The sequence below is a fragment of the Nocardioides marinquilinus genome (assembly GCF_039543705.1).
GTDB classification, from domain to species: Bacteria; Actinomycetota; Actinomycetes; order Propionibacteriales; family Nocardioidaceae; genus Nocardioides; species Nocardioides marinquilinus.
On record NZ_BAABKG010000003.1, the window covers coordinates 531,033 to 554,011 of the forward strand.

General features: G+C 73.2%; 20 protein-coding genes. 7 read left to right on the top strand and 13 right to left on the bottom strand.

Translation table 11 applies throughout. From position 1 onward, the window contains the following. The first annotated feature begins 96 nt into the window (after positions 1-96). From ABEA04_RS13635 to ABEA04_RS13650, 4 genes are read left to right on the top strand one after another with little or no spacing between them, the layout of a single operon-like run. Complete coding sequence (locus tag ABEA04_RS13635; RefSeq protein WP_345459342.1) at positions 97-1,377, top strand: magnesium transporter MgtE N-terminal domain-containing protein; 1,281 nt, start codon at positions 97-99, stop codon at positions 1,375-1,377. Beyond that, entirely contained in the window at positions 1,370-1,960 is a 591-nt protein-coding gene (locus ABEA04_RS13640) for a DUF1003 domain-containing protein (protein WP_345459345.1), read from the top strand. Before ABEA04_RS13635 ends, ABEA04_RS13640 begins: the two co-directional genes overlap by 8 nt. A gap of 45 nt (positions 1,961-2,005) precedes the next feature. Then, positions 2,006-3,166 carry an Mrp/NBP35 family ATP-binding protein gene (locus ABEA04_RS13645; RefSeq protein ID WP_345459348.1) on the top strand — a complete coding sequence of 387 codons (1,161 nt, stop codon included), beginning with the start codon at positions 2,006-2,008 and terminating at the stop codon, positions 3,164-3,166. A 9-nt stretch (positions 3,167-3,175) separates the two neighbouring features. Then, entirely contained in the window at positions 3,176-3,511 is a 336-nt protein-coding gene (locus tag ABEA04_RS13650) for a sec-independent translocase (protein WP_345459351.1), read from the top strand. A gap of 82 nt (positions 3,512-3,593) precedes the next feature. Here ABEA04_RS13650 and ABEA04_RS13655 read toward each other — a convergent pair whose 3' ends face one another. Further along, complete coding sequence (locus ABEA04_RS13655; RefSeq protein WP_345459354.1) at positions 3,594-4,127, bottom strand: hypothetical protein; 534 nt, start codon at positions 4,125-4,127, stop codon at positions 3,594-3,596. A 138-nt stretch (positions 4,128-4,265) separates the two neighbouring features. Here ABEA04_RS13655 and ABEA04_RS13660 point away from each other — a divergent pair, with 138 nt between their 5' ends. The 3 genes from ABEA04_RS13660 to ABEA04_RS13670 are packed head-to-tail and all read left to right on the top strand — an operon-like array spanning position 4,266 to position 5,825. After that, positions 4,266-4,925: a LysM peptidoglycan-binding domain-containing protein gene (locus tag ABEA04_RS13660; protein WP_345459357.1), complete on the top strand. Its 660-nt coding sequence runs from the start codon at positions 4,266-4,268 to the stop codon at positions 4,923-4,925. A 55-nt stretch (positions 4,926-4,980) separates the two neighbouring features. Continuing rightward, positions 4,981-5,529, top strand: a complete 549-nt coding sequence (locus tag ABEA04_RS13665; RefSeq protein ID WP_345459360.1) for an Rv3235 family protein — start codon at positions 4,981-4,983, stop codon at positions 5,527-5,529. A 29-nt stretch (positions 5,530-5,558) separates the two neighbouring features. Continuing rightward, positions 5,559-5,825 (top strand): hypothetical protein, encoded by a 267-nt coding sequence (locus ABEA04_RS13670; RefSeq protein ID WP_345459363.1) that lies wholly within the window; start codon positions 5,559-5,561, stop codon positions 5,823-5,825. Between the two features lie 13 nt (positions 5,826-5,838). On the opposite strand, the gene secA is transcribed toward ABEA04_RS13670, so the two are convergent. The 12 genes from secA to ABEA04_RS13730 form a co-directional block, all read right to left on the bottom strand. Beyond that, positions 5,839-8,709, bottom strand: coding sequence for a preprotein translocase subunit SecA (gene secA, locus ABEA04_RS13675; RefSeq protein WP_345459366.1), 2,871 nt, complete (start codon positions 8,707-8,709; stop codon positions 5,839-5,841). A gap of 54 nt (positions 8,710-8,763) precedes the next feature. Beyond that, complete coding sequence (locus ABEA04_RS13680; protein WP_345459369.1) at positions 8,764-9,990, bottom strand: winged helix-turn-helix domain-containing protein; 1,227 nt, start codon at positions 9,988-9,990, stop codon at positions 8,764-8,766. A gap of 905 nt (positions 9,991-10,895) precedes the next feature. Continuing rightward, positions 10,896-11,588: a response regulator gene (locus tag ABEA04_RS13685; protein WP_345459372.1), complete on the bottom strand. Its 693-nt coding sequence runs from the start codon at positions 11,586-11,588 to the stop codon at positions 10,896-10,898. A gap of 51 nt (positions 11,589-11,639) precedes the next feature. Continuing rightward, a complete protein-coding gene (hpf, locus tag ABEA04_RS13690) occupies positions 11,640-12,275 on the bottom strand; it encodes a ribosome hibernation-promoting factor, HPF/YfiA family (RefSeq protein ID WP_345459375.1) in 636 nt (211 codons plus the stop codon). Positions 12,276-12,647: 372 nt separating this feature from the next. Next, positions 12,648-13,421: a ComF family protein gene (locus tag ABEA04_RS13695; protein ID WP_345459377.1), complete on the bottom strand. Its 774-nt coding sequence runs from the start codon at positions 13,419-13,421 to the stop codon at positions 12,648-12,650. A 60-nt stretch (positions 13,422-13,481) separates the two neighbouring features. Beyond that, a complete protein-coding gene (locus ABEA04_RS13700; protein ID WP_345459380.1) occupies positions 13,482-15,254 on the bottom strand; it encodes an LpqB family beta-propeller domain-containing protein in 1,773 nt (590 codons plus the stop codon). Continuing rightward, positions 15,251-16,891: an MtrAB system histidine kinase MtrB gene (gene mtrB, locus ABEA04_RS13705; RefSeq protein WP_345459383.1), complete on the bottom strand. Its 1,641-nt coding sequence runs from the start codon at positions 16,889-16,891 to the stop codon at positions 15,251-15,253. Before mtrB ends, ABEA04_RS13700 begins: the two co-directional genes overlap by 4 nt. 5 nt (positions 16,892-16,896) lie before the next feature. Next, positions 16,897-17,610, bottom strand: coding sequence for an MtrAB system response regulator MtrA (gene mtrA, locus ABEA04_RS13710; RefSeq protein ID WP_345459386.1), 714 nt, complete (start codon positions 17,608-17,610; stop codon positions 16,897-16,899). 607 nt (positions 17,611-18,217) lie between these two features. Continuing rightward, complete coding sequence (ahcY, locus tag ABEA04_RS13715) at positions 18,218-19,657, bottom strand: adenosylhomocysteinase (protein WP_345459389.1); 1,440 nt, start codon at positions 19,655-19,657, stop codon at positions 18,218-18,220. 100 nt (positions 19,658-19,757) lie between these two features. Beyond that, positions 19,758-20,702: a DUF808 domain-containing protein gene (locus ABEA04_RS13720; protein WP_345459392.1), complete on the bottom strand. Its 945-nt coding sequence runs from the start codon at positions 20,700-20,702 to the stop codon at positions 19,758-19,760. Positions 20,703-20,745: 43 nt separating this feature from the next. Then, on the bottom strand, positions 20,746-21,828 hold the full coding sequence (locus ABEA04_RS13725; RefSeq protein WP_345459395.1) for an acyltransferase family protein: 1,083 nt from the start codon (positions 21,826-21,828) through the stop codon (positions 20,746-20,748). 110 nt (positions 21,829-21,938) lie between these two features. Further along, positions 21,939-22,973 (bottom strand): SIS domain-containing protein, encoded by a 1,035-nt coding sequence (locus tag ABEA04_RS13730; RefSeq protein WP_345459398.1) that lies wholly within the window; start codon positions 22,971-22,973, stop codon positions 21,939-21,941. Positions 22,974-22,979: the final 6 nt, after the last annotated feature.

The window sequence follows — 22,979 nt, forward strand, 5'->3', positions numbered from 1 at the left end:
CGGCGCGGACTCGCGGGACGCGTGGGGTGGTTGAATCGCTGCGCCGGGAGCGCCGCAGGCGCCGGCACCGGAGGAGCGGACGGGAGGGTCGGGTCGATGAGCAGCAGCGCGAAGCGGGTCTACGCGGCCCGTCTGGCCGGACTCCCCCTGTTCGACCCCGCCGGCGACCAGGTGGCGAAGGTGCGCGACCTCGTGGTCTCGATGCGCTCCGAGGCGAGCCCGCCGCGGGTGCTCGGCATCGTGGCCGAGGTGCCCGGGCGGCGCCGGATCTTCGTGCCGATGACCCGGGTGACGAGCATCGACAGCGGCCAGGTGCAGACCACCGGGCTGCTCAACATGCGCCGCTTCGAGCAGCGCTCCACCGAGACGCTCGTCATCGGGCAGATGCTCGACCGTGAGGTGACCATCGTCGGGCCGGGCGGCCGCGACGAGCCGATCAACGCCACCGTCTACGACGTGGCGATGGAGCAGGGCCGCACCCGCGACTGGGTGCTCACCCGGGTCGCGGTCCGCGAGAACGCCAAGCGGCTGCGCCGCCGCGGGCAGACCTACGTGGTCGAGTGGCGCGACGTGCGTGGCCTGGCCGCCACCGAGGGCGCCGACACCCAGGGCGCCACGGCCCTGGTGCACGCGCTCAACGAGATGCGGCCGGCCGACGCCGCCTCGATGCTGCACGACCTGCCCGAGGAGCGCCGCACCGCGGTGGTCGCGGCGCTGGACGACGAGCGCCTGGCCGACGTCCTGGAGGAGCTCTCGGAGGAGGACCAGGTCTCGATCATGGCGCAGCTCGACACCGAGCGGGCCGCCGACGTCCTCGAGGAGATGTCGCCCGACGACGCCGCCGACCTCGTGGCCGACCTGCCCCCCGAGACCGCCGAGATCCTGCTCGACCTCATGGAGCCCGAGGAGGCCGAGGACGTGCGGCGGCTGATGTCGTACGTCGCCGACACCGCCGGCGCGATGATGACCTCCGAGCCGGTGATCGTGGGGCCCGACGCCACCATCGCCGACGCGCTGGCCCTGGTGCGCAACCCCGACCTCACCCCGGCGCTCGCGGCCCTGGTGTGCGTGTGCCGCCAGCCGCTCGAGACGCCCACCGGCCGGCTCCTCGGCGTCGCCCACATCCAGCGGCTGCTGCGCGAGCCGCCGTCCGAGCTGGTCGCCGGCGTCCTCGACGACACCATCGAGAACCTGCGTCCCGAGGACACCATCGACGACGTCGCGATGCACCTGGCCACCTACAACCTGGTCGCGGCGCCGGTGGTCGGCGAGAACGGAAACCTGCTCGGCGTCGTCAGCGTCGACGACCTGCTCGACCACATGCTCCCCGCCGGCTGGCGCGACCGCGCCCTGCAGCAGGACGCCGGCCGTGGCTGAGCGCGAGCGGCGCGACCGGCTCGACACCCCGCGCGAGCAGCGTCAGCACCTCATCGGCCGCCCCACCTTCGACCCCGACTCCTTCGGCAGCTTCGCCGAGCAGTTCGCGCGCTTCATGGGCACCGCCCGGTTCCTGCTGTACATGACCGGGTTCGTCGTGGTGTGGATCGTGTGGAACTCCGTGGCGCCCGCCGACGCGCGCTGGGACCCCTACGCCTTCATCTTCCTGACGCTGATGCTGAGCCTGCAGGCCTCCTACGCCGCGCCGCTGATCCTGCTGGCCCAGAACCGGCAGGAGCAGCGCGACAAGGTGCTGGCCGAGCAGGACCGCCAGGTCAACGCCCGCACCCGCGCCGACATGGAGTTCCTCGCGCGCGAGGTCGCCTCGCTGCGGATGTCGGTCGGCGAGGTCGCCACCCGCGACTACGTGCGCTCCGAGCTGCGGGCCCTGCTCGCCGAGCTCGACGAGCGGGCGCTCGAGACGGCCGAGCGCGTGGCGCGCGACACCGCGGCCGAGGTCGCCCGCGACCGGGCCGGCTCGCACGACGGCAGCGACGACCGGCCGGCACCGCCGGGGTCCTGAGCCCGCGTCGGGCGTGCCGCACCGGGTCCTAGACTGGTGGCCATCATGACTTCTCCCTCCCGCGAGCAGCTCGACGCGGCCCTGGCCACGGTCAACGACCCCGAGATCAAGCGACCCATCACCGAGCTGGGGATGGTCGGCTCGGTCGAGGTCGACGACGCCGGCGTCGTGCACCTGACCGTGCTGCTCACCGTCGCCGGCTGCCCCCTCAAGGACACCATCGAGCGCGACGTGACCGCCGCGCTGACCCGCGTCCCGGGCGTCACCGGCGTCGACCTCACGCTCGGCGTGATGGACGCCGGGCAGCGCTCCGGCCTGCAGGAGAAGCTGCGCGGCGGCCAGGCCCAGCGCGAGATCCCCTTCGCCCAGCCCGGCTCGCTCACCAAGGTCTTCGCCATCGCCAGCGGCAAGGGCGGCGTCGGCAAGTCGTCGGTCACGGTCAACCTCGCGCTCGCGATGGCCAAGCGCGGCCTGAAGGTCGGCGTGGTCGACGCCGACATCTACGGCCACTCGGTGCCGGCGATGCTCGGTGTCGCCGACTCGCGCCCCACCCAGGTCGACGAGCTGATCATGCCGGTGCCCACGCCGTCCGGGGTCTCGGTCATCTCGATCGGCATGCTCAAGCCGCGCCGCGACCAGGTCGTCGCCTGGCGCGGCCCGATGCTCGACCGGGCCCTCGTCCAGATGCTCTCCGACGTCTACTGGGGCGACCTCGACGTGCTGCTGCTCGACCTGCCGCCCGGCACCGGTGACATCGCCATCTCGCTCGGGCAGCACCTGCCCGGCGCCGAGGTCGTCGTGGTCACCACGCCGCAGGAGGCGGCCGCCGAGGTCGCCGAGCGCGCGGGCACGATGGCCTCGATGATGCACCAGCGGGTCGTCGGCGTCGTGGAGAACATGAGCTGGCTGCCCTGCCCGCACTGCACCCCCGAGGGTCGCGAGCACCGCATCGAGGTCTTCGGCAGCGGTGGCGGCGACCGGGTCGCCGAGACCCTCGGCCAGCGCTTCGGCTACGAGGTCAGGGTGCTCGGCCGCGTGCCGCTCGACCTCTCGCTGCGCGAGGGCGGCGACGCCGGCAAGCCGATCGTCGACTCCGACCCGACCGCCCCCGCGGCCGTCGTCCTCACCTCGATCGCCGACGGGCTGGCCGGCCGCGGCCGGGGCCTGGCCGGCATGCAGCTCGGGCTCTCGCCCGCCGGCCGCTAGGGTCACGGGGTGTTCGGGGTCGGACTGCCGGAGATGGCGGTCATCGCACTGGTGGCCGTCATGGTCTTCGGGCCGGACAAGCTGCCCGACCTCGCCAAGCAGGCGGGCGCCATCCTGCGCCGGCTGCGCGAGTTCGCCAACAGCGCCCGCGACGACCTGCGCAACGAGCTCGGCCCCGAGTTCGCCGACCTCGAGCTGCGCGACCTCGACCCCCGCGCCATCGTGCGCAAGCACATCGTCGAGGCCATGGAGGACGCCGGCGACGAGGCCGAGCGGCCCAAGCGGCGCGGCCTGCGCCCGCTGCGCGAGGGCGAGCGCCCGCCCTTCGACGCCGAGGCCACCTGACGGGGGTCGGCCCTCGGCCCGGCCTCGGCGGACCTGTGGTCTCGACCCGCCCGTTGCGACCTCGTTCCTCGGTCGCGACTGCTCACTCCGACCGCACGGCCGCGAGCGCGTCGAGAGCGATCAGCACCGGCCGGGGCGGGTCGCCCTGGTCGAGCTCGACGAAGTCCTGCCCGACCCGGCGGACGACGCCGTCGTGACGCCCGCCGTCCAGACGGTGCGCGACGCACCGCTCCCCCTCGTCGGCCAGGCGCCGCAGGGCCGAGCCGACCCCGAGCCGGGTGACCGGTGACCACGCCACCTCGGGGACGGCGCGCGGCGAGGCGCCCTCGACGGCCGCGATCGCGGCCAGCCTGACCACCCAGTCGCGGCCGGCCCCGCCGACCACGCACCAGGTGGCCGCGACCCGGTCGAGCCGCCCGGCGACCCGGCCGACGCCGGTGACGCCCAGCGCCACCTCGAGGTCGACGGAGGCCATCAGCCGCGCGACGAGCGGCACGGTCTGGTACTCCGCGCGCGAGCGGTCGGCGAGCTCGGGCGCCCGCTCGGCGTCGTAGAGCGCCTCGGCCTGCTGCTCGAGCTCGTCGAGGACGCCGAACAGCTCCTCCTCCCACGCCATGCCCCGACCCTAGTCAGCCGCGTCGCGGGCGGATTCTTCCTGTGCACGAACGGTTGACGATCGCCTCACCCGAGCGTTGACTGACGCAAACGGAAGCAAACGCAAGGATCAGTAGGCCCCGGGATGATACGAACGACGATGCGCGCCCTCGCGGTGTGGAGCGTGGTGACGACGGTGTCCGCCGCCACCGGCGGCTGGGCCGCCGCCGGGGTACGGCCCGCTGACCTCGCCGACCCGCACTTCGAGGTGCTGCTGCCGGCCCTGGCGTCGCTGGTCGTCTGCGGCTGCGCCGTGTGGGCGTGGCTGTGCACCACGGTCGTCGTGGTCGCGGCGCTGCGCCGTCCGGGCCGACCCGCCACCGTGCGCGGCGTGCCCCGGTGGCTGGCGCGGGCGCTCCTCGCAGCCTGCGGCGTCGCCGTCCTGACCGCCGTCCCCGGTCACGCCACCACCTCCGGCACGACACCCGGCGAACCCGGGCTCGACGGACTCCCCTACCCCGACCGCGCGACCGGCGCGGCCGGCCGGCCCCACCGGCCCGACCGGTCCGGGAGCACCGCCGCGCCGCTCCCCCGCGCCGAGGCCGCCCCCACGCCGGTCGACGCCGTGCGCGTCCGGCCCGGTGACTCGCTGTGGTCGATCAGCACCGACCGGCTGGGCCACGACGCCGACGCCGCCGAGGTCGCGGCGCACACCGCCGCGCTCCACGCCCTCAACCGGCCCGTCGTCGGCCCCGACCCCGACGTCATCCACCCCGGGCAGCGGCTGCGCCTGCCGCCCCGCGAGAGCCCCGACCCCTAGCCCGCGACGCCCCACCTACTCACCCACCCACCACCGTCACGCGAGAGGAACCGCCATGTCCCCCCAACCCACCGCCCCGGTCGCCAGCCCGTTCCACGCCAACGTGGTGCCGCTGCGGCCGCCCGCCCCCATCGCCGCCACCCAGGGCACGCTGGCGCTCGAGCTGCAGCCCCGGCTCGAGCCGCCGCAGCCGGCGGCCCGGCCGACGCCGCCGCCCGCCGCGGCCACCGACCTGCGCCGACGGCGCAGCGTCGACCGCTGGGCGCACCGCTTCGCCCAGGCCGCGGTCGAGATCGTCGGCGGCGACCGGCCGGTCACCCAGCTGCTGCGGCACACCAGCGCCGAGGTCTACGGCGACCTCGAGCGGCGCGCCGTCCTGGTCGCCCGCGCCGGCCAGCACCAGCCCGGACAGGCCCGGGTCGCCCCGGTGCGGCCACGCGTGCTGTCGGTGCACAGCAGCTTCACCGACGGCGGAGCCGTCGAGTCGAGCGTGCACGTGCGCTACGGCGAGCGCTCCCGGGCAGTGGCCGCCCGGTTCGAGCGACGCCGCGACCGGCACACCACCGACACCCGGTGGGTCTGCACCGCCCTCGAGTTCGCCTAGACCGCCCACCGACCGACCGGAGAGACCCGATGCGCTCGATCCCCCTGCTGCTGGCCGGCGCCCTCGCCGGCGCCGCCCTCACCGCGACGGCCGTCGCCGACGTCGGTCACCGGGCCGGCGACGACCCGGTGCCCGACGGCTTCATCCCGAAGTCCTTCCAGCCGTGCCGCCACGAGGACGGTCCCGGCCCCTGCTTCTGGGACGCCGGTGAGCGCGGCAACGGCCGTGGCAGGTCCTACGTGATCCGCCACGGTCGCACCTACTACGTCGACGGCTCCGAGCGGGTCGACCGCTGAGCCGCCGCCACGATCATCCGAGCCGAGCGGTGACCCCCGTGGGGCCGCCCGGGGCGCCGTGGCACTGCTTGAACTTCTTGCCCGAGCCGCAGGGGCACTTGGCGTTGCGGCCCACCCCGGCGAACTCGTCGCCGCCCGCGTCGTCCGCGGTCTCGACGACCTCGCCCTGCTCGCTGGGGGCGGAGAGCTTCAGGTTGGCCGGCACGGTCTTCTTCTCCAGGCCCTTGGCCCGGATCTGCGGCGCCTTCGGCTCCTTGGTCAGCACGGTGCTGCTCGAGCCGCCCGCGCCGCCCGCCTCGGTCGGCGCGGTCTCCGACGGCAGCTCACGCCGCATCGGCTCCTCGACCTCGGCCTCGGCCTCGGGCTCGCCCTCGACCTCGGGGTCCTCGTCGACCTGCACCTCGAGGTTGAACAGGAAGCCGACCGCCTCCTCCTTGATGCCGTCCATCATGGCGTTGAACATGTCGAAGCCCTCGCGCTGGTACTCCACGAGCGGGTCGCGCTGGGAGTAGGCGCGCAGGTAGATGCCCTCGCGCAGGTAGTCCATCTCGTAGAGGTGCTCACGCCACTTGCGGTCGAGGACCGAGAGCAGGACGCGGCGCTCGAGCTCGCGCATGACCTCCTCGCCGACCTCCTCCTCGCGGTTGTTGTAGGCGGTCTGAGCGTCCTTCTGCAGCGCGACGATCAGGTGCTCCTTGTCGAGCCCGTCCTGCCCGCCGACCTCGTCGGCGAGCTCCTGCCACGAGATGCTGATCGGCCAGAACTGACCGAGGTCGGTCCACAGCTGGTCGAGGTCCCACTGCTCGGCGAACTCCTCGAGCGAGCCCCGCACGGTGCCCTCGACGACGTCGTCGACGAAGCCGCGGATCTGCTCCTCGACGTCGGCGCCCTCGAGCACCTCGCGCCGCTCGGCGTAGATCACCTTGCGCTGGCGGTCCATGACGTCGTCGTACTTGAGCACGTTCTTGCGCGACTCGAAGTTCTGCGACTCGACCTGGCCCTGCGCGTTCGCGATGGCGCTGGTGACGCGCTTGTTCTCGATCGGGACGTCGTCGGGGATCTTCAGCATCGTCAGGACGCGGTCGACCCACTCCGACTTGAACAGCCGCATCAGCTCGTCCTCGAGCGAGAGGTAGAACCGCGACTCGCCGGGGTCGCCCTGACGGCCGGAGCGACCGCGCAGCTGGTTGTCGATGCGGCGCGACTCGTGCCGCTCGGTGCCGACGACGTACAGGCCGCCGAGCTCACGCACGTCGTCGTGCTCGGCCGCGACCTGCTTCTTGACCGCCTCGAGCGTCTCGGGCCAGGCGGCCTCGTACTCGTCGGCGGTCTCGCCGGTGGGCTCGAGGCCCTTCTTGCGCAGCACCTCGTCGGCCAGGAACTCCACCGAGCCGCCGAGCATGATGTCGGTGCCTCGACCGGCCATGTTGGTGGCCACGGTGACCGCGCCCTTGTGACCGGCCAGCGCGACGATCTTCGCCTCGTCGGCGTGGTACTTGGCGTTCAGGACCGTGTGCGGGACGCCGCGCGCGGTGAGCTTCTCGGCCAGGTGCACCGACTTCTCGACCGAGACGGTGCCGACCAGCACCGGCTGACCCTTCTCGTGGCGCTCGACGATGTCGTCGACGACGGCGTCGTACTTGGCCTCCTCGGTGCGGTAGACCAGGTCGCTCTGGTCCTTGCGGACCATCGCGCGGTTGGTCGGGATCGGCACCACGCCGAGGCTGTAGATCTTGTCGAACTCGCTGGCCTCGGTCATGGCCGTGCCGGTCATGCCCGAGAGCGTGTCGTAGAGACGGAAGTAGTTCTGCAGCGTGATCGTGGCCAGCGTCTGGTACTCCTCGCGGACCTGGACGCCCTCCTTGGCCTCGATCGCCTGGTGCAGGCCGTCGTTGTAGCGGCGGCCCGAGAGCATGCGGCCGGTGTGCTCGTCGACGATGAGCACCTCGCCGTTCATGACGACGTACTCCTTGTCGTTGCGGAACAGCTCCTTGGCCTTGATGGAGTTGTTCAGGAACGAGATGAGCGGGGTGTTGACCGACTCGTAGAGGTTCTCGATGCCGAGGTGGTCCTCGACCTTGGTGATGCCGGGCTCGAGCACCGAGATGGTGCGCTTCTTCTCGTCGACCTCGTAGTCGACGTCGATGGTGAGCTTCTTGGCGATCTTGGAGAACTCGCCGTACCACTTCACCTCGTCCTGCGTGGGACCGCTGATGATCAGCGGGGTGCGGGCCTCGTCGATGAGGATCGAGTCGACCTCGTCGACGACGGCGAAGTTGTGGCCGCGCTGGACGCACTCCTCGATGGAGCCGGCCATGTTGTCGCGCAGGTAGTCGAAGCCGAGCTCGTTGTTGGTGCCGTAGGTGATGTCGCAGTTGTAGGCCTCGCGCCGCTCCGCCGGGCGCATCTGCGGCAGGATCACGCCGGTCGTCAGGCCGAGGAAGTGGTGCACGCGGCCCATCCACTCGGCGTGGTACTTGGCGAGGTAGTCGTTGACGGTGACGACGTGGACGCCCTTGCCCGACAGCGCGTTCAGGTAGGCGGGCAGGGTGGCGACCAGCGTCTTGCCCTCACCGGTCTTCATCTCGGCGATGTTGCCGAGGTGCAGGGCCGCGCCGCCCATGATCTGGACGTCGTAGTGGCGCTGGCCGATGACGCGCTTCGCGGCCTCGCGGACGGTCGCGAACGCCTCCGGCATGATGTCGTCGAGGGTCTCGCCCTCGGCGAGGCGCTCCTTGAACTCGCCGGTCATCTTCTGCAGCTCGGCGTCGCTCATCTTGACGAAGTCGTCCTCGATGGCGTTCACGGCCTTGGCGATGGCCTCGAGCTGGCGGAGGGTCCTGCCCTCGCCGATGCGGAGCAGCTTGTCGATGATCGCAGGCACGGGGGTGTGACTCCTGAAGTAGGGACGCGGTCCGAACGCGGACCGACGTTCATCCTAACGAGCGGCGGCGAAGACCCGTTCCTCGTGGGCGAGCTCATCGGCCAACGAGCCCCGCGGGCCCACCACCACCTCGTCGAGACCGAGCCACGACGCCAGCCGGTGCAGCTCGGCGGCGAGCTCGTGGGCGGTGTCGTCGGGGGCGCCGTCCTCGCGGTGCGCGGAGTGCACCAGCAGCCGGCCGGTGGCGCGGTCGGCCTTGAGGTCGACCCGGCCCACGAGCGCGTCGCGCAGCAGGAACGGCAGCACGTAGTAGCCGTGCACCCGCTTCTCCTTGGGCACGTAGATCTCGATGCGGTAGAAGAAGTCGAACAGCGCCTCGGCCCGCTCGCGCTCCCAGACCACCGGGTCGAAGGGGCTCAGCAGCGTGCGGACGCCGTCGAACGCCGCCGCCCGCGGGCGCCGGGCGTCGCGGTGCAGGTAGGCCGGCCGCTTCCAGCCCTCGACCGTCACCGGCTCGAGCTCGCCGGACTCGACCAGGCGGTCGACGGCGCGGGCGGTGTCGGCCACGCCCATGCGGTAGTAGTCGGCCAGGCAGCGCACGCTGGCCACGCCGTGGGACGCCGCCGCCCGGCTCACCAGCGCGAGGTGCTGCTCCTCCAGCGGTGGCGTCGGCAGGGCCAGCACGCGGTCGGGCAGCACCCGCTCGGGCACGTCGTAGACCACCTCGAACTGGCTGGTGCGGCCGGCGACGGCCAGCTCGCCGATGAGGAAGAGCCAGTCCATCGCCTTGCGCGCCTCAGACCAGTTCCAGCCCCAGTGCTCCTTCGTGCGCGGCAGGCCGTCGTCGAGGTCGCGGGCGGTGCTGGGGCCGCGGGCCGCGACCTCCTGCCGGATGCGCTCGATGTGGTCGTCGGGCGGCAGCTCCATCCACTTGCCGCGCTCGGCCCGGTAGCGGTCCATGCGGTGCTGCATCGCCGGCCACAGCTCGACCGGCATGAAGGCCTGCACGTGCGCCCAGTACTCGACCAGGCGCCGCTCCCGGCGTCCGCTGCTCGCCCGGGTCAGCAGGTCGGGGTCGTAGGGCCCCATGCGGGAGTACAGCGGCATCAGGTGGGCCCGCGCCAGCACGTTGACCGAGTCGACCTGCAGCACCCCCGTGCGCTCGACGGTGCGGTTCAGCGTGCGCAGCGTCGGCGGCGCGTGCGCCGGGTCGAGGAACCCCTGCGCCGCCAGCGCCACACGCCGCGCCTGCGCGCGGGAGAGGGACGTCGGCCGGCTCACACGAGCACCCTGCCAGACCCCACCGACAGCCGGGGGTGCACGCACGGCGTCGTCCACGATGGTCGAGGTGCGAGGCCGGCCACGGCCGAGCCTCGAGACCACGGAGCGTCCAGAGGGTCGGGACCACAGACCACACGGACGCCGACGCAACGGAGCACCCGCGGGGGTCGGGACCCCGGACGGTCACGCAACAGAGCACGCACGGGGTCCGGTCCACACGGACCCTGAGCGCCGTCGTTGGGCCCTGACAGGTCAACGGGCCCGGCCTGGCGGGAGATCTCGACCGCTGTGTTCGATTGCGCCTCCGCTCGTACCTCGCTTCGGCGCGTGTTCGCGGCGCCATCGGCGACCGTGTGCCCTCCTGCGCGCGCAAGGGCTTGCTCCTTCGTCGCATCGCCCTTCCGTGCTCGTCGGTTACACGGTCGCGCGCCGCGAACGGGGTTCTTCGCTGCCTCGATGCCCAGCTCCGCCGCCAGGCCCGGTCGGGACATCGCACCGCCGTGGGGGCGGGCCCTGCTTCGCTGCGGTCGGTCTCGCTGGCGCTCGGTCCGGAGCCCGCCACTGACGGGACGGCGGATGCGTTGGTCTGTCCGGCCGCCGGGTCATGGGTTGGGTTCGCGGCGCGCGATCGCCGTGGAGGAGGAGCACGGGAGGCGGAGCGAGGAACGAGCGGAGCCTCCCGCGCGCACGGGGGAACGACGATCGCCGACGGCGCCGCGAACACGCGCCACAGCGACGAAGGAGCGGAGGCGCAATTCAATACAGGCGGTCAGCTACCTCATCACGCCGCGCCCCGTGCTCCCGTCAGGGCCCTTCGACAAGCTCAGGGTCCGTGCAGAGACCTGGGCACGGAGGGCCGGTGGTCTCGAGGCTCGTCGCCAGGGCTCCTCGCACCTCGACCACCGTCAGGGCAGCTCGAGGAGGTTCTCGCGGACGGCGTACATGACGGCCTCCATGCGCGAGTGCAGCTGCAGCTTCTCGAGCATGTTGCGCACGTGGTTCTTGACGGTGTTCTCACTGATGAACAGCCGGGCCGCGATCTCCTTGTTGGAGTGGCCCTGGGCGACGAGGCGGAGGACGTCGAGCTCGCGCTCGGTGAGGCGGAGGCCGGTGCCGGTCTCGCGCTCGGGGCGCGACATCGACTTGAACTCGTCGATGAGCTTGATGGCCATCGAGGGGCTGATGAGCGACTGGCCGTCGGCGACGACGCGGATGGCCTGGGCGACCTCCTCGATGGAGGAGTCCTTGAGCAGGTAGCCCGACGCGCCGCTCTTGACGGCCTCGTAGAGGTCGGCCTCCTCGTCGGAGACCGTCAGCATGATGATCTTGGCCGAGGGCACGGCCTCCTTGATGGCCAGGCACGCCTCGATGCCCGACTTCTTCGGCATCCGCACGTCGAGCAGGACGACGTCGGGCGCGGCGGTCTCGGCGAGCGCGACGCCCTCGACGCCGTCGCCGGCCTCGCCGACCACCTCGAGCCCCGGCTCGACGGCCAGGAGCATGGTGAGTCCGCGACGGAACAGCTGCTGGTCGTCGACCACGAGGACGCGGATGGGCTCGCGCTCGCCGGACGGGGCGCGACCCGGGGCCTCGGTCATGGCCGCATCATGGCAGATGCGTCCGGCCCCGGGCTGCCCGCGCCGTTCCTCTCACCCCTCCAGGTCGAGGGAGATGACGCCGTAGTCGTAGCCGCGGCGCCGGTAGACGACCGACGGCTTCTCGCTCTCCTTGTCGACGAAGAGGTAGAAGTCGTGGCCCACCAGCTCCATCTCGTACATCGCCTGGTCGAGGGTCATCGGGCTCGCGGCGTGGCTCTTCTCGCGCACCACCAGCGGGCCGTCACCGGTGACGTCGATGGGTCCGACGGCGCGGTCCTGGCCGTCGGCCCGGGCCTCGTCGTCCTGCGTCGGGGTCTCGAGGTCGAGGTCGACCGGCACGTCGGCGAGCGCCTGGCCGACCGAGATCGGCGCGCGTCGTCCGCGGTGCACCCGGCGCCGGTCGGCGGCGCGGCGCATCTGCGCGGCCATCTTGTCGACGGCGAGGTCGAGGGCGCCCATCTGGTGGTCGGCGGCGGCCTCGGCGCGGATCACCGGGCCCTTGGAGATGGCGGTGAGCTCGACGTGGATCGACTGGTCGTGCTGGCGCGGGTTGGGCTCGCAGTCGACCTCGACGTGCACCCGGATGATGCGGTGGTCGTGCTTCTCGAGCTTGGACAGCTTCTCGGCCGCGTGGCCTCGGAACGAGTCGCTGATCTCGCAGTGACGCCCGGTGACGACGACATCCATGGGGTGAACCTCCCGCTAGCAGTTGGCTTCCGGTCGAGCCGCCCACGCGTCACGCCCTGCGGCGCGACCCGGGGCGACAGGCATGGAGTCCGCCCGGCCGACCTGGTCTTCGACCCCACAACCGCCTGCTGAGGCTTCCGCGGCTTCACTGCCATCCCTGGCGCCACTACCGGCCTTCTCCCGGGTCCGGTCACCTGGTGCGACCGGGTCGGGGCAGGACTTACCTCTAAGCCGCACCGTGATCCCCGAGCCGCCTCGCGACGGACGTCGGGTTACGTGGACCGTTTCGCCTGCGACTGGCATCGGCTTGCCGGCCGGGCTGCTCGCCCGACCGACGCAACCACGGACCCGGGCGGACTCCATGCAGCGACGTTACTGGTGCGGTGGGGGCGACGGAACCTCACCGCGCGGGTTTGTGCGCGCCCGGCGCAGCGGGGTGGCAGCCACCGTGGCCACCGCGAGCGTCGGGAGGCCCACGGCGGCGAGCGCGCGCTGGGCCTCCCGCGCGGTGCTGCCCGTGGTGAGGACGTCGTCGCACACGACCACGTGGACGGCGGCGTGCGCGGCACCCAGTCGGCGCAGGCCGCGGGCGGGGCAGGTCATCGAGCCGGTCAGGTTGGCCCGGCGGGCGGCGCTGTCGAGGCCGGCCTGGTCGACGACGCCGCGGCGGCTGGTCAGCAGGGGCGCCACGACGACGTCGCACCCCGCCGCCCGCAGCAGCCGCGCCGCCTCGGTCACGAGCGCCAGCGTGGCGTCGTGCCCGCGGGCCCGGACGACACCGCGGCGCGAGGGCACCGGCACCAGCGCGAGCGTGGCGCCGTCGTCCGCGCCGGCCGTGGTGGCGTGGACGGCGAGGGCCAGCAGCCGCCCGAGGTCGGGCCGCAGGGCCAGCAGCCGCCGCTCCTTGTGGCCGAGCACGAGCGCCCTCACCAGGCCCTCGTAGGGCGCGGTGGTGAACGGCGGGGCCAGACCGGGCGGGTGCGGCACGGGCACGTGGACGTCGTCCGGGCCGGGGAGCGTCGCCCGGCAGGGCTCGCACAGCACCCGCCCCGGCCGCTCGCACCCCACGCACCGTCCGCCGAGCAGCAGGTCGGCCCCGGCCGCCCGCAGCGTGGTGGGGTCGGGGTGGGTCATGGCGGCGTCCATCGCAGCAGGCCGCGGCGGCCGGGGGAAGGGCCGCCACGCACGCTGTGGACGGGCCCGGCGCTATCCGACGTAGCCGAGGGTGGTGGGGGGCGGGCCGATGAAGCCGTAGGTGCCGCCCTGGGTGAGGTCGCGCAGGCTGGTGCGGGTGACGGCGTAGGTGGGCAGCTCGGGCGAGGGGGCGCCGGCCAGCGAGAGCACCGGCTCGGTGATGAAGGTCGAGACGGCGTCGTCGGTGACCGGCGAGCCGTCGACGCCGATGGACCGGACGTCGAAGACCTCGCCCGGCTCGGTGGGGACGAGCATCGCGATGGTGGTGGGCGAGGTCCACACGATGTCCTTGACCCGCCGCTGCAGCTCGGACTGCAGCACGATCGGGCGCGTGGAGGCCACCGCGGCCGGGCGTCCGCTGTCGTCGACCGCGATGCGGCCGACGCGCACCTCGTCGCCCAGGTCGCGCGGGTCGCCGACGTCACGCACCGCGGCCACGAAGCGGGTGGCGTCGCGCGAGACCAGGAACGAGGAGACCAGGCGACCGGAGATCCCGGGCACCTCGACGCGACGGACACGGTCGCCGTCGAGGTAGCGGACGACGGCCCCGCTCTTGGTCCGGTCGACCACCCACACCCGCCCCGCGTGGTCCCACACCGGCGTGAGCAGGTCGGTGCCGCGGAAGGCGACGGGCCTGGCGGCCGCCGGGTCGCCGCCGACGTCGCGCAGCGGGGCGCGGTAGAGCGTGCGGCCGTCGGCCGAGACCGCCGCGGCCTCGCCGGCGTCGAGACGCACGCCCACCGACCGCAGGGGCAGGTCGCCGTCGCCGAGGACGCCGTCGACCGGCAGCAGCTCGGTGTCGTCGAGCCGCGACAGGACGCCGTCGCGCAGGCCGTAGAGCTGGGTCGAGGCGGCGGGCACGCTGGGGTCGAGACCGGCGGCGCGGTCGACGTCGTACTCGTCGTCGCCGTCGGGCCCGAGCACCGGGTCGCCGTCGACGGTCAGCCGCAGCACCCGCACCGAGGGGTCCTGGGCGAGCGTCCAGCCGACCTGGGCGAGCATCTTCTCGCCGGCGTCCTGGCCGAGGCGGCCCGGCTCGCCGGTCAGCTCGACCACCGCGACGCCGTCGGAGGTCACCGGCACCGACAGGGCGGCGTCGAGCCCGGTGGGCACGAACGAGCGGGCCACGCCGTCCAGCTCGGTGCCGGGCCCGGCCACCAGCCGCGAGACCAGCGTGCTCACCAGCCGCTCGCCGCGGGGCACGAAGACCGGCTGCGGGACGAGGATGCGGCCGCCGGGGTCGAAGAAGTAGAGCGACGCCGCGCGGTAGCGCTGCTCGAACCAGCGCTGCGGCACGACCAGCGCGTCGGGCGGGTTGGCGACGCGGTACTCGCCGTTCTCGATGACGACGTCGAGGTCGAGGCGCTGCTGCTCGGGTGAGAGCCGCCCGCGCCACTCCCCCGCCGAGCCGAGCCGCTCGCCCTGCACCAGGTCGACCGTCACCGACTGCGGGCTCTCGGTGAGCAGCGAGAAGTCGGTGTAGGTGATGGTGGCGGCGTCGGGGTCCCAGGCGGCCGCGGCGGCGGTGGTGAGGTACTGCCGCACGACGTCGACGCGCGGCGGGGAGGCCGTCATCGCGTCGAGGAAGCCGTCGACGACGTCGACCGCCTCCGCCCCGGGGGCGGGCGGGACGGCGTTGATGGCGAAGGCCTGGTCGTCGTCGACGCTGCCGCCGGCGTCGGAGTCGACGACCGGGCCCGCGTCGGGCATGCCGGTGCACCCGGCGAGGGCGCCGCCGAGCAGGACGCCGACCGCGGCCGCCGCGGCGGCGACGCGCCGCCTCACCGCAGCACCTCGTCGGCGTGGCGCGACTCGGCGTCGGCGGGCTCGAGCGGCAGCGGGCTGCGGCGCAGCGAGCCGCCGGCGTGCCGGGGCAGCGTGAGGCGGAACTGGGCGCCGCGGCGCGGCCGGCCCCACGCCTGCAGCCAGCCACCGTGCAGGTGGGTGTCCTCGAGCGCGATCGAGAGGCCGAGCCCGGTGCCGCCGCTGGTGCGGGCACGGGCGGGGTCGCTGCGCCAGAACCGGTTGAAGACCATGGCCGACTCCCCCGGCTCGAGCCCGACGCCGTAGTCGCGGACGGCGACGGCCGCGGCGTTCTCGTCGCTGCCGAGCAGCACCACCACGCCCGGGTCGCGGCCGCCGACCTCGGCGTGGTCGATCGCGTTGGTGAGCAGGTTGCGCACGACCCGCTCGACGCGCCGCGGGTCGCCCTCGGCCAGGCAGGGGCGGTCGGCGTCCACGACGGCCACGCGCACCCCGCGCTGCTCGGCCAGCGGGCGGGTCGACTCCACCACGCGCCGCACGATGTCGCCCAGGTCGAGCTCCTCGACGTCGAGGACGGCGGCGCCGGCGTCGAAGCGGCTGATCTCGAGCAGGTCGGCCAGCAGGGTCTCGAAGCGGTCGAGCTCGGTCTGCAGCAGCTCGGCCGCGCGCGCCGTCCCCGGGTCGAAGCGGCCGCGGGCGTCGTGCAGCACGTCGCCGGCCATGCGCACGGTGGTCAGCGGCGTCCGCAGCTCGTGGCTGACGTCGGAGACGAAGCGCCGCTGCACGCGGCTGAGCTCCTCGAGCTGGCGGATCTGGCGCTGCAGGTTGCTGGCCATCTGGTTGAAGGAGGTGGCCAGGCGCGCGAGGTCGTCCTCGCCGGTGACGCGCAGCCGCTCCTGCAGCCGACCGGCCGCGAGCCGCTCGGCGACCCGGCGGGCCAGGCGCACCGGCGTGACCACCTGGCGCGTCACGAGCCAGGCCAGGCCCGCCACCAGCAGCAGCAGGACGACGGCGGCGGTGAGCAGGCCCTGGGTGACCAGGCCGAGCGTCTCCTCCTGCTCGTCGAGCGGGTAGAGGAAGTAGACGGCATAGGTGCGGCCGTCGGCCGGCAGCTGGATCTGCGCGCCCACCACGATGCCGGGGCCGCTCGGGATGTCGGCGCTGTCGTCGGCCTCGACGTGGGTGTAGGTCCACGCCAGCGGCGCCCCCACGGTGGCCAGCCGCGCCTCGAGGGACGCCGGGATGCTGCGGTCGAGGTCGAGACCCGGCGTGAAGCTGGCGACGCCGTCGGCGGCGCGCCGGCGGTCGTCGACCGGGCCGGCCAGCACCACGCCGTAGCCGCGGGTCTCGCCGCGCGTGATCAGCGGCTCGGCCAGCTCGCGCAGCTGCTTGGACTCGTCGCTCTCGGTGCCGGCGCCCGCGAGCGCCACCTCGGCGTCACGCACCTCGGTGGCCGACTCGGCCAGCACGGAGTCGACCCGGTTCTCCAGCAGGCCGTCGCGGGTCTGGCGCAGCAGGTACCAGCCGACGGCGGTGATGACGACGGTCGAGAGCACCAGCGTGCTCACCACGACCCGGGCCTGGATCGAGCGGCGCCAGAAGGTGAGCGCGCGGCGCAGCGACGGGCGCACCCGGGGCCGTCCCCCGCCGGCGTCCACGGGGGCTAGGCCCGGCCGGCCTTGTAGCCGACGCCGCGCACGGTGACGACCACCTCGGGGTGCTCGGCGTCGCGCTCGACCTTGGAGCGCAGCCGCTGCACGTGCACGTTGACCAGGCGCGTGTCGGCGGCGTGGCGGTAGCCCCACACCTGCTCGAGCAGCATCTCGCGGGTGAAGACCTGCCACGGCTTGCGGGCCAGGCAGACCAGCAGGTCGAACTCCAGCGGGGTCAGTGCGATCGGCTCCACGCCGCGGGTGACGACGTGGCCGTCGACGTCGATGTGGACCTCGCCGATCGTCAGCGACTCCTGCTGCTCGACCTCGGGGCCGTCGTGGCGACGCACCCGCGCGCGGATGCGGGCGATGAGCTCCTTCGGCTTGAACGGCTTGACGACGTAGTCGTCGGCGCCGGACTCCAGGCCCACCACGACGTCGACCGTGTCGCCCTTCGCGGTCAGCATCACGATCGGCACGCCCGACTCGCCCCGGATCTCCTTGCACACGTCGATGCCGTCGCGCCCGGGCAGCATGAGGTCGAGCAGGACGACGTCGGGCTTGTAGCCGCGGAACGCCTCCAGCGCGTCGTCGCCCCGCGCCACCGTGCGCGAGTCGAACCCCTCCTGCCGCAGCACGATCGAGAGCATCTCGGCCAGCGCGGCGTCGTCGTCGACGACCAGCACGCGACCGTGGGTCGCGAGGTCGGACGACGGCTCGCTCATGGGATCCAGTGTAGGTGCGGGGTCTCGGGCGATCCGGACCCTCACGGTGGTCGAGGTGCGAGGAGCCCCGGCGACGAGCCTCGAGACCCCCGCACGGTCGATGCGAACGCCCCCGCACGGACCCTGAGCCTGTCGAAGGGCCCTGACGCGACCACGGGCCCGCCACCCCGCAGGATCCGGACCGAGCGCCAGCGAGACCGACCGGAGCGACGCCCGGTCAGCCCGCGCGAGGGGTCGATGACCACACCGGGCTGCCGGCGGTGCTGGGCATCGAGGCAGCGAAGAACCCGTTCGCGGCGCGCGACCGTGCAACCGACGAGCACGGAAGGGCGCAGCGAGGAACGAGCGAGCCCTTCCGCGCGCAGGAGGGCACACGGTCGCCGATGGCGCCGCGAACACGCGCCGAAGCGAGGAACGAGCGGAGGCGCCAGGGAGCACAGCGGTCGATGTCTCCCGCCACCCCTGCCCCGTTGACCTGTGGTGGCCCTTCGACAAGCTCAGGGTCCGTGCGAGGGCCTGGGCACCGAGGGCCAGTGGCGGGGGTCATGAAAGACGGACGCCGCCCCGTCTGATGACGGGGCGGCGTCCGGTGGCTACGGGAGCGGGATCAGTAGCGGTACTGGTCGCTCTTGTAAGGGCCCTCGACCGGGATGCCGAGGTAGCCGGCCTGGTCGTCGGAGAGGGTGGTGAGCTTCACGCCGAGGGAGGCGAGGTGGAGGCGGGCGACCTCCTCGTCGAGGTGCTTGGGCAGCACGTAGACGCCGGTCGGGTACTCCTCGGTCTTGGTGTAGAGCTCGATCTGCGCCAGGACCTGGTTGGTGAAGGAGTTCGACATCACGAACGAGGGGTGGCCGGTGGCGTTGCCCAGGTTCATCAGGCGGCCCTCGGAGAGCACGATCACCGAGGTGCCGGCGCCCTCGCCCTCGTTGAAGGTCCACACGTCGACCTGCGGCTTGACGTTCTTGCGGGTCGCGACGCCCTCGGTCTCGAGGCCGGCCATGTCGATCTCGTTGTCGAAGTGGCCGATGTTGCCGATGATCGCCTGGTGCTTCATCGACCGCATGTGGTCGACGGTGACGACGTCCTTGTTGCCGGTGGCCGTGATGATGATGTCGGCGGTCGGCAGGGCCTCCTCGAGCGTGGTGACCTGGTAGCCGTCCATGGCCGCCTGCAGCGCGCAGATCGGGTCGATCTCGGTGACGACGACCCGGGCACCCTGGCCGCGCAGCGACTCGGCGCAGCCCTTGCCGACGTCGCCGTAGCCGCAGACCACGGCGACCTTGCCGCCGATGAGGACGTCGGTGGCGCGGTTGATGCCGTCGATCAGCGAGTGGCGGCAGCCGTACTTGTTGTCGAACTTGCTCTTGGTGACCGAGTCGTTGACGTTGATGGCCGGGAAGAGCAGGGCGCCGTCGCGCATCATCTCGTAGAGACGGTGCACGCCGGTGGTGGTCTCCTCGGTGACGCCCTTGACGCTGTTGGCGATCGGCGTCCAGTAGTCGCTGTTCTCGGCGAGCACGCTGTTGAGGACCTCGAAGATGATCCGCTGCTCACCGCTCGTGGCGGTGGCCGGGTCGGGCGCCTGGCCGGTCTTCTCGGCCTGGACGCCGAGGTGGACCAGCAGCGTGGCGTCGCCGCCGTCGTCGAGGATCATGTTCGGCTGGCCGCCGTCCCAGTCGAGGATGCGCTGGGTGCACCACCAGTACTCCTCGAGGGTCTCGCCCTTCCACGCGAAGACCGGCGAGCCGGCGGGGGCGTCGGCGGTGCCCTTGGGCCCGACGACGACCGCGGCGGCGGCGTGGTCCTGGGTGGAGAAGATGTTGCAGGAGGCCCAGCGGACCTCGGCACCGAGCGCGGTGAGCGTCTCGATGAGCACGGCGGTCTGGATGGTCATGTGCAGCGAGCCCGCGATGCGAGCGCCAGCGAGCGGCTTGGAGTCGCCGTAGCGCTCACGCATCGCCATCAGGCCGGGCATCTCGTGCTCGGCGAGGCTGATCTCGGTGCGTCCGTAGTCGGCCAGGGACAGGTCGGCGACCTTGAAGTCCATCTGTTCTCTCCTCGAAAGAGCGTGGCCCGCGCTGCGCATCTGCGCCTTCGACGGGATCTCCCGCGCAGGCTCTTCCAGCGTAGGACGGGCCGGCGCCGATTCAGGAATCCGCGCCGCGCACCCGGTGCACCACCTGCAGGACGGCGACGACGACCGCGCCGACCACGAGCCCGACCACCGCGGAGAGGGCGGTGTTGACCAGCCAGCCCAGCACCGCGCCGATCGACTCGACGGCGTGGTGCACCTCCTCCTCGAGGTGGTGCACGAGGTCGTAGGGCGGGTCGAACCCGAGCTCGTGCAGCTGCACGAGCAGGATGTGGCCGCCCACCCACAGCATGGCCGCGGTGCCCACCACGGAGATGACGGTGAGCAGCTTGGGCATCGCGCGCACCATCGCGAGTCCGACGCGCTGGGCGGCCGCCGAAGAGCGCTGGGCCAGCGCGAGCCCGATGTCGTCCATCTTCACGATCAGCGCCACGACGCCGTAGACGAGGATCGTGATGGCGATCGCGACGACGACCAGCACCGCCGCGCGGGTCAGGAACGGCTCGTCGGCGACGCTGTCGAGGGCGATGACCATGATCTCGGCGGAGAGGATGAGGTCGGTGCGGATGGCGCCCGCCACCATCGTCTTCTCCTGCTCGGGCCCGATCTCGCCCGTCGTCTGCTCCTCGGCGTGGCCGTGGCCGCTGAGCTTGCCCCACACCTTGTGGGCGCCCTCGTAGGCCAGGAACGTGCCGCCGGCGACGAGGATGACGGGCAGCACCCAGTCGGGGGCGAACTGGCTGAGCAGCAGCGCCGCCGGGAGGATGATGAGCAGCTTGTTGCGCAGCGAGCCGACCGCGATCTTCTTGATGATCGGCAGCTCGCGCTCGGCCGCGACGCCCTGCACGTACTGCGGGGTGACGGCGGTGTCGTCGACCACGACGCCGGCGGCCTTGGCGCTCGCCCGCCCGGCGGCGGCGCCGACGTCGTCCACGGAGGCCGCGGCCAGCTTGGCGAGCGCGGCGATGTCGTCGAGGAGTCCGAAGAGGCCAGCGCTCACCGGGCGATCCTAAGGGCGCGGGACGCCGGCCCGGACCAGCCCGTCAGGCGAGCGGACGCGGCACCCGGTCGTCGAAGGTCTCGCGGGCGGGTCGGGGCGGGGCCGGCGCCGCGGACACCGGCACCCGGGTGGGCCGGGCCGCCTTGGCCCGCAGGTGCCCGATCGGGTCGACCACCGGCGTGAACAGCCGCACGGCCGGCGGCGAGGCCAGAGTGACGGCGAGGGCGATGGAGCCGCCGACCACCGCCACCGGCGCGAGCCGCGGGTGGTCGAGGGCCCACTGCTCGAAGCCGAGCTCGCCCAGCACGCGCAGCACGAAGCCGTGCACCAGGAAGACCACCATGGTGGCGCCGCCCATGCGGGTCCACCACCGCTCGGTGGCCGGCACGAGCGCGAGCGCGCCGACGGTGCAGCACAGGCCGACGAGCAGCAGGAACGCGCGCACCTCGATGCCGCGGCCGTCGTCGACGCCGAGGTAGTCGTAGCCCTTGAAGTACAGCCACTGGGTGCCGGCCCACTCGTCGATGCCGTCGACGACGACGTAGAAGGTGTAGGCGAGCGCGGCGAGGCCGAAGGCGCGGACGGCGGGCAGCCGCACCTTCGCCAGCAGCTCGGGGGTGAGCACCACGCCGAGCACGAAGAACGGGAACAGCCCGGTGACCCGGGTGACGTCGAGGTAGGGGTACTCGAGGGTGCCGCCGAGCAGGCTGACCGCCACGGCCGCGGCCACGGCCAGCGGGGCCGGCAGCCACGTGACGGCGGGGGTGGCGAGCCGCCAGAAGAACAGCGACATCAGGTACCACAGCGGCCACATCGGCACGAGGAACATGTGCTCAGGGCGCTCGTAGCCGAGCAGCACGGTGAAGGCCGCCAGCAGCGTCGAGAACAGCAGGTAGGGCACGACGACGGTCTCGGCCAGCGACCGCAGCCGCGGCCCGGACCAGCTGAAGTGGCGCGAGAGGTAGCCGGTGACCAGCACGAGCGCCGGCATGTGCCAGGTGTAGAGGAAGTCGTAGACCCGCTCGCTCTCGAGCGTCTGCGGCAGCAAGCTCCACCAGTGCCCGATCACGGCCAGGGTGACCAGGACCACCTTGGCGTTGTCGAGGTAGGGGTCACGGGCCGGCACGCCGACCGACGATACGGACGGCGTCCGAGGGGCGGCCAATCCCCGTCGGGGTGAGTCGTGTCGCTCCGGGAGGGGCCGGGTGGGGCCGGGAACGATCGGGACAGGCCGGGTCAGTCGACCAGGCCGAGCCGCAGGTACTCCGCGGCGTAGGTGCCGGTGAGCAGCAGCGAGGCGTAGCGCGCCACCTCGCCGCCGGCCTCGATGTCGTCTGCGCCGACGGTCTCGACGCGCACCCCACGCTCGGCGGCGGCCGCCTGCAGGCGCCCGCGGTGCTCGCGGACGACGGGATCGTCGGCGCCGTCCTCGAGGACGACGAGCACCGGGCGCAGGTCTCCCCCGCCGCCGTCGGCGAACGGGTCGTCGAAGACGTCGTGGGGGCGGGTGGCCTCGATCACCGGCAGCAGGTGCTCGGCGTCGCCCGCGAGCGCGGTGCGGCCGGTGGCGCGCCGGATCGACTCGGCGACGCGGCGCGCCGCGCGGGCGGCCAGCACCGAGCCGCCCCACACCAGCGGGTTGGCGTCGGCCAGCGAGATGGCGAGCATCTTGGCCGGGTTGATCGAGATGTCACGGTGCGGCGAGCAGGCCAGCGCCACCTCGTCGAGGGCGGCCGCGACGCGGTCGGGCTCGGAGCGCGGCCCGAGGCCCACCTGGTGGAGGAACGACAGCATGACGACCGCGATGGCGAGCTGGTCGTCGGTGACCGCGGGCAGGATCGTGCTGTAGCGACCCTCGGCGTGCTCGGCCACCATCGAGCCGGGCCGGCACGCCACCACGACCTGGCAGCCGCGCCGATTGGCCTCGGCGACGGCCGAGGCGGTGCCCGAGTCGGAGCCCGCCGGCGCCAGCACGACCACCAGGTCGAGGCTGCCGGCCCAGCCGGGCAGCGCGGGCCCGGGCCAGGCCACGAACGGCACGGGGCACCACGGCTCGAGGACGGCGCGCAGCAGCCGCGAGTCGGGGCCGGCCGCGATCACGGCGCGGGGTCGCGCGTCGCGCGCCCGCTCGACCGCCGCGGCGATCGCCTCGGTGGCCTCGCCGGCCTCGCGGCGCACCCGGGCGCCCGACTCGGCCAGCGTGCGCAGGCGCAGGTCGGCCGCGCCGAGCGCGCGCTCGTCGTCCAGTCGGGACTCGTCGAACCAGCTCATGCGGCG

What these genes read in the sequence shown, in the direction of transcription:
- ABEA04_RS13730 (WP_345459398.1), bottom strand. Translation starts at nt 22,973, where the DNA reads ATGAGCTGGTTCGACGAGTCCCGACTGGACGACGAGCGCGCGCTCGGC.
- ABEA04_RS13655 (WP_345459354.1), bottom strand. Translation starts at nt 4,127, where the DNA reads ATGGCGTGGGAGGAGGAGCTGTTCGGCGTCCTCGACGAGCTCGAGCAG.
- ahcY (WP_345459389.1), bottom strand. Translation starts at nt 19,657, where the DNA reads ATGGACTTCAAGGTCGCCGACCTGTCCCTGGCCGACTACGGACGCACC.
- hpf (WP_345459375.1), bottom strand. Translation starts at nt 12,275, where the DNA reads ATGGATGTCGTCGTCACCGGGCGTCACTGCGAGATCAGCGACTCGTTC.
- ABEA04_RS13695 (WP_345459377.1), bottom strand. Translation starts at nt 13,421, where the DNA reads ATGGACGCCGCCATGACCCACCCCGACCCCACCACGCTGCGGGCGGCC.
- ABEA04_RS13635 (WP_345459342.1), top strand. Translation starts at nt 97, where the DNA reads ATGAGCAGCAGCGCGAAGCGGGTCTACGCGGCCCGTCTGGCCGGACTC.
- ABEA04_RS13645 (WP_345459348.1), top strand. Translation starts at nt 2,006, where the DNA reads ATGACTTCTCCCTCCCGCGAGCAGCTCGACGCGGCCCTGGCCACGGTC.
- ABEA04_RS13660 (WP_345459357.1), top strand. Translation starts at nt 4,266, where the DNA reads ATGCGCGCCCTCGCGGTGTGGAGCGTGGTGACGACGGTGTCCGCCGCC.
- ABEA04_RS13670 (WP_345459363.1), top strand. Translation starts at nt 5,559, where the DNA reads ATGCGCTCGATCCCCCTGCTGCTGGCCGGCGCCCTCGCCGGCGCCGCC.
- ABEA04_RS13685 (WP_345459372.1), bottom strand. Translation starts at nt 11,588, where the DNA reads ATGACCGAGGCCCCGGGTCGCGCCCCGTCCGGCGAGCGCGAGCCCATC.
- mtrA (WP_345459386.1), bottom strand. Translation starts at nt 17,610, where the DNA reads ATGAGCGAGCCGTCGTCCGACCTCGCGACCCACGGTCGCGTGCTGGTC.
- ABEA04_RS13665 (WP_345459360.1), top strand. Translation starts at nt 4,981, where the DNA reads ATGTCCCCCCAACCCACCGCCCCGGTCGCCAGCCCGTTCCACGCCAAC.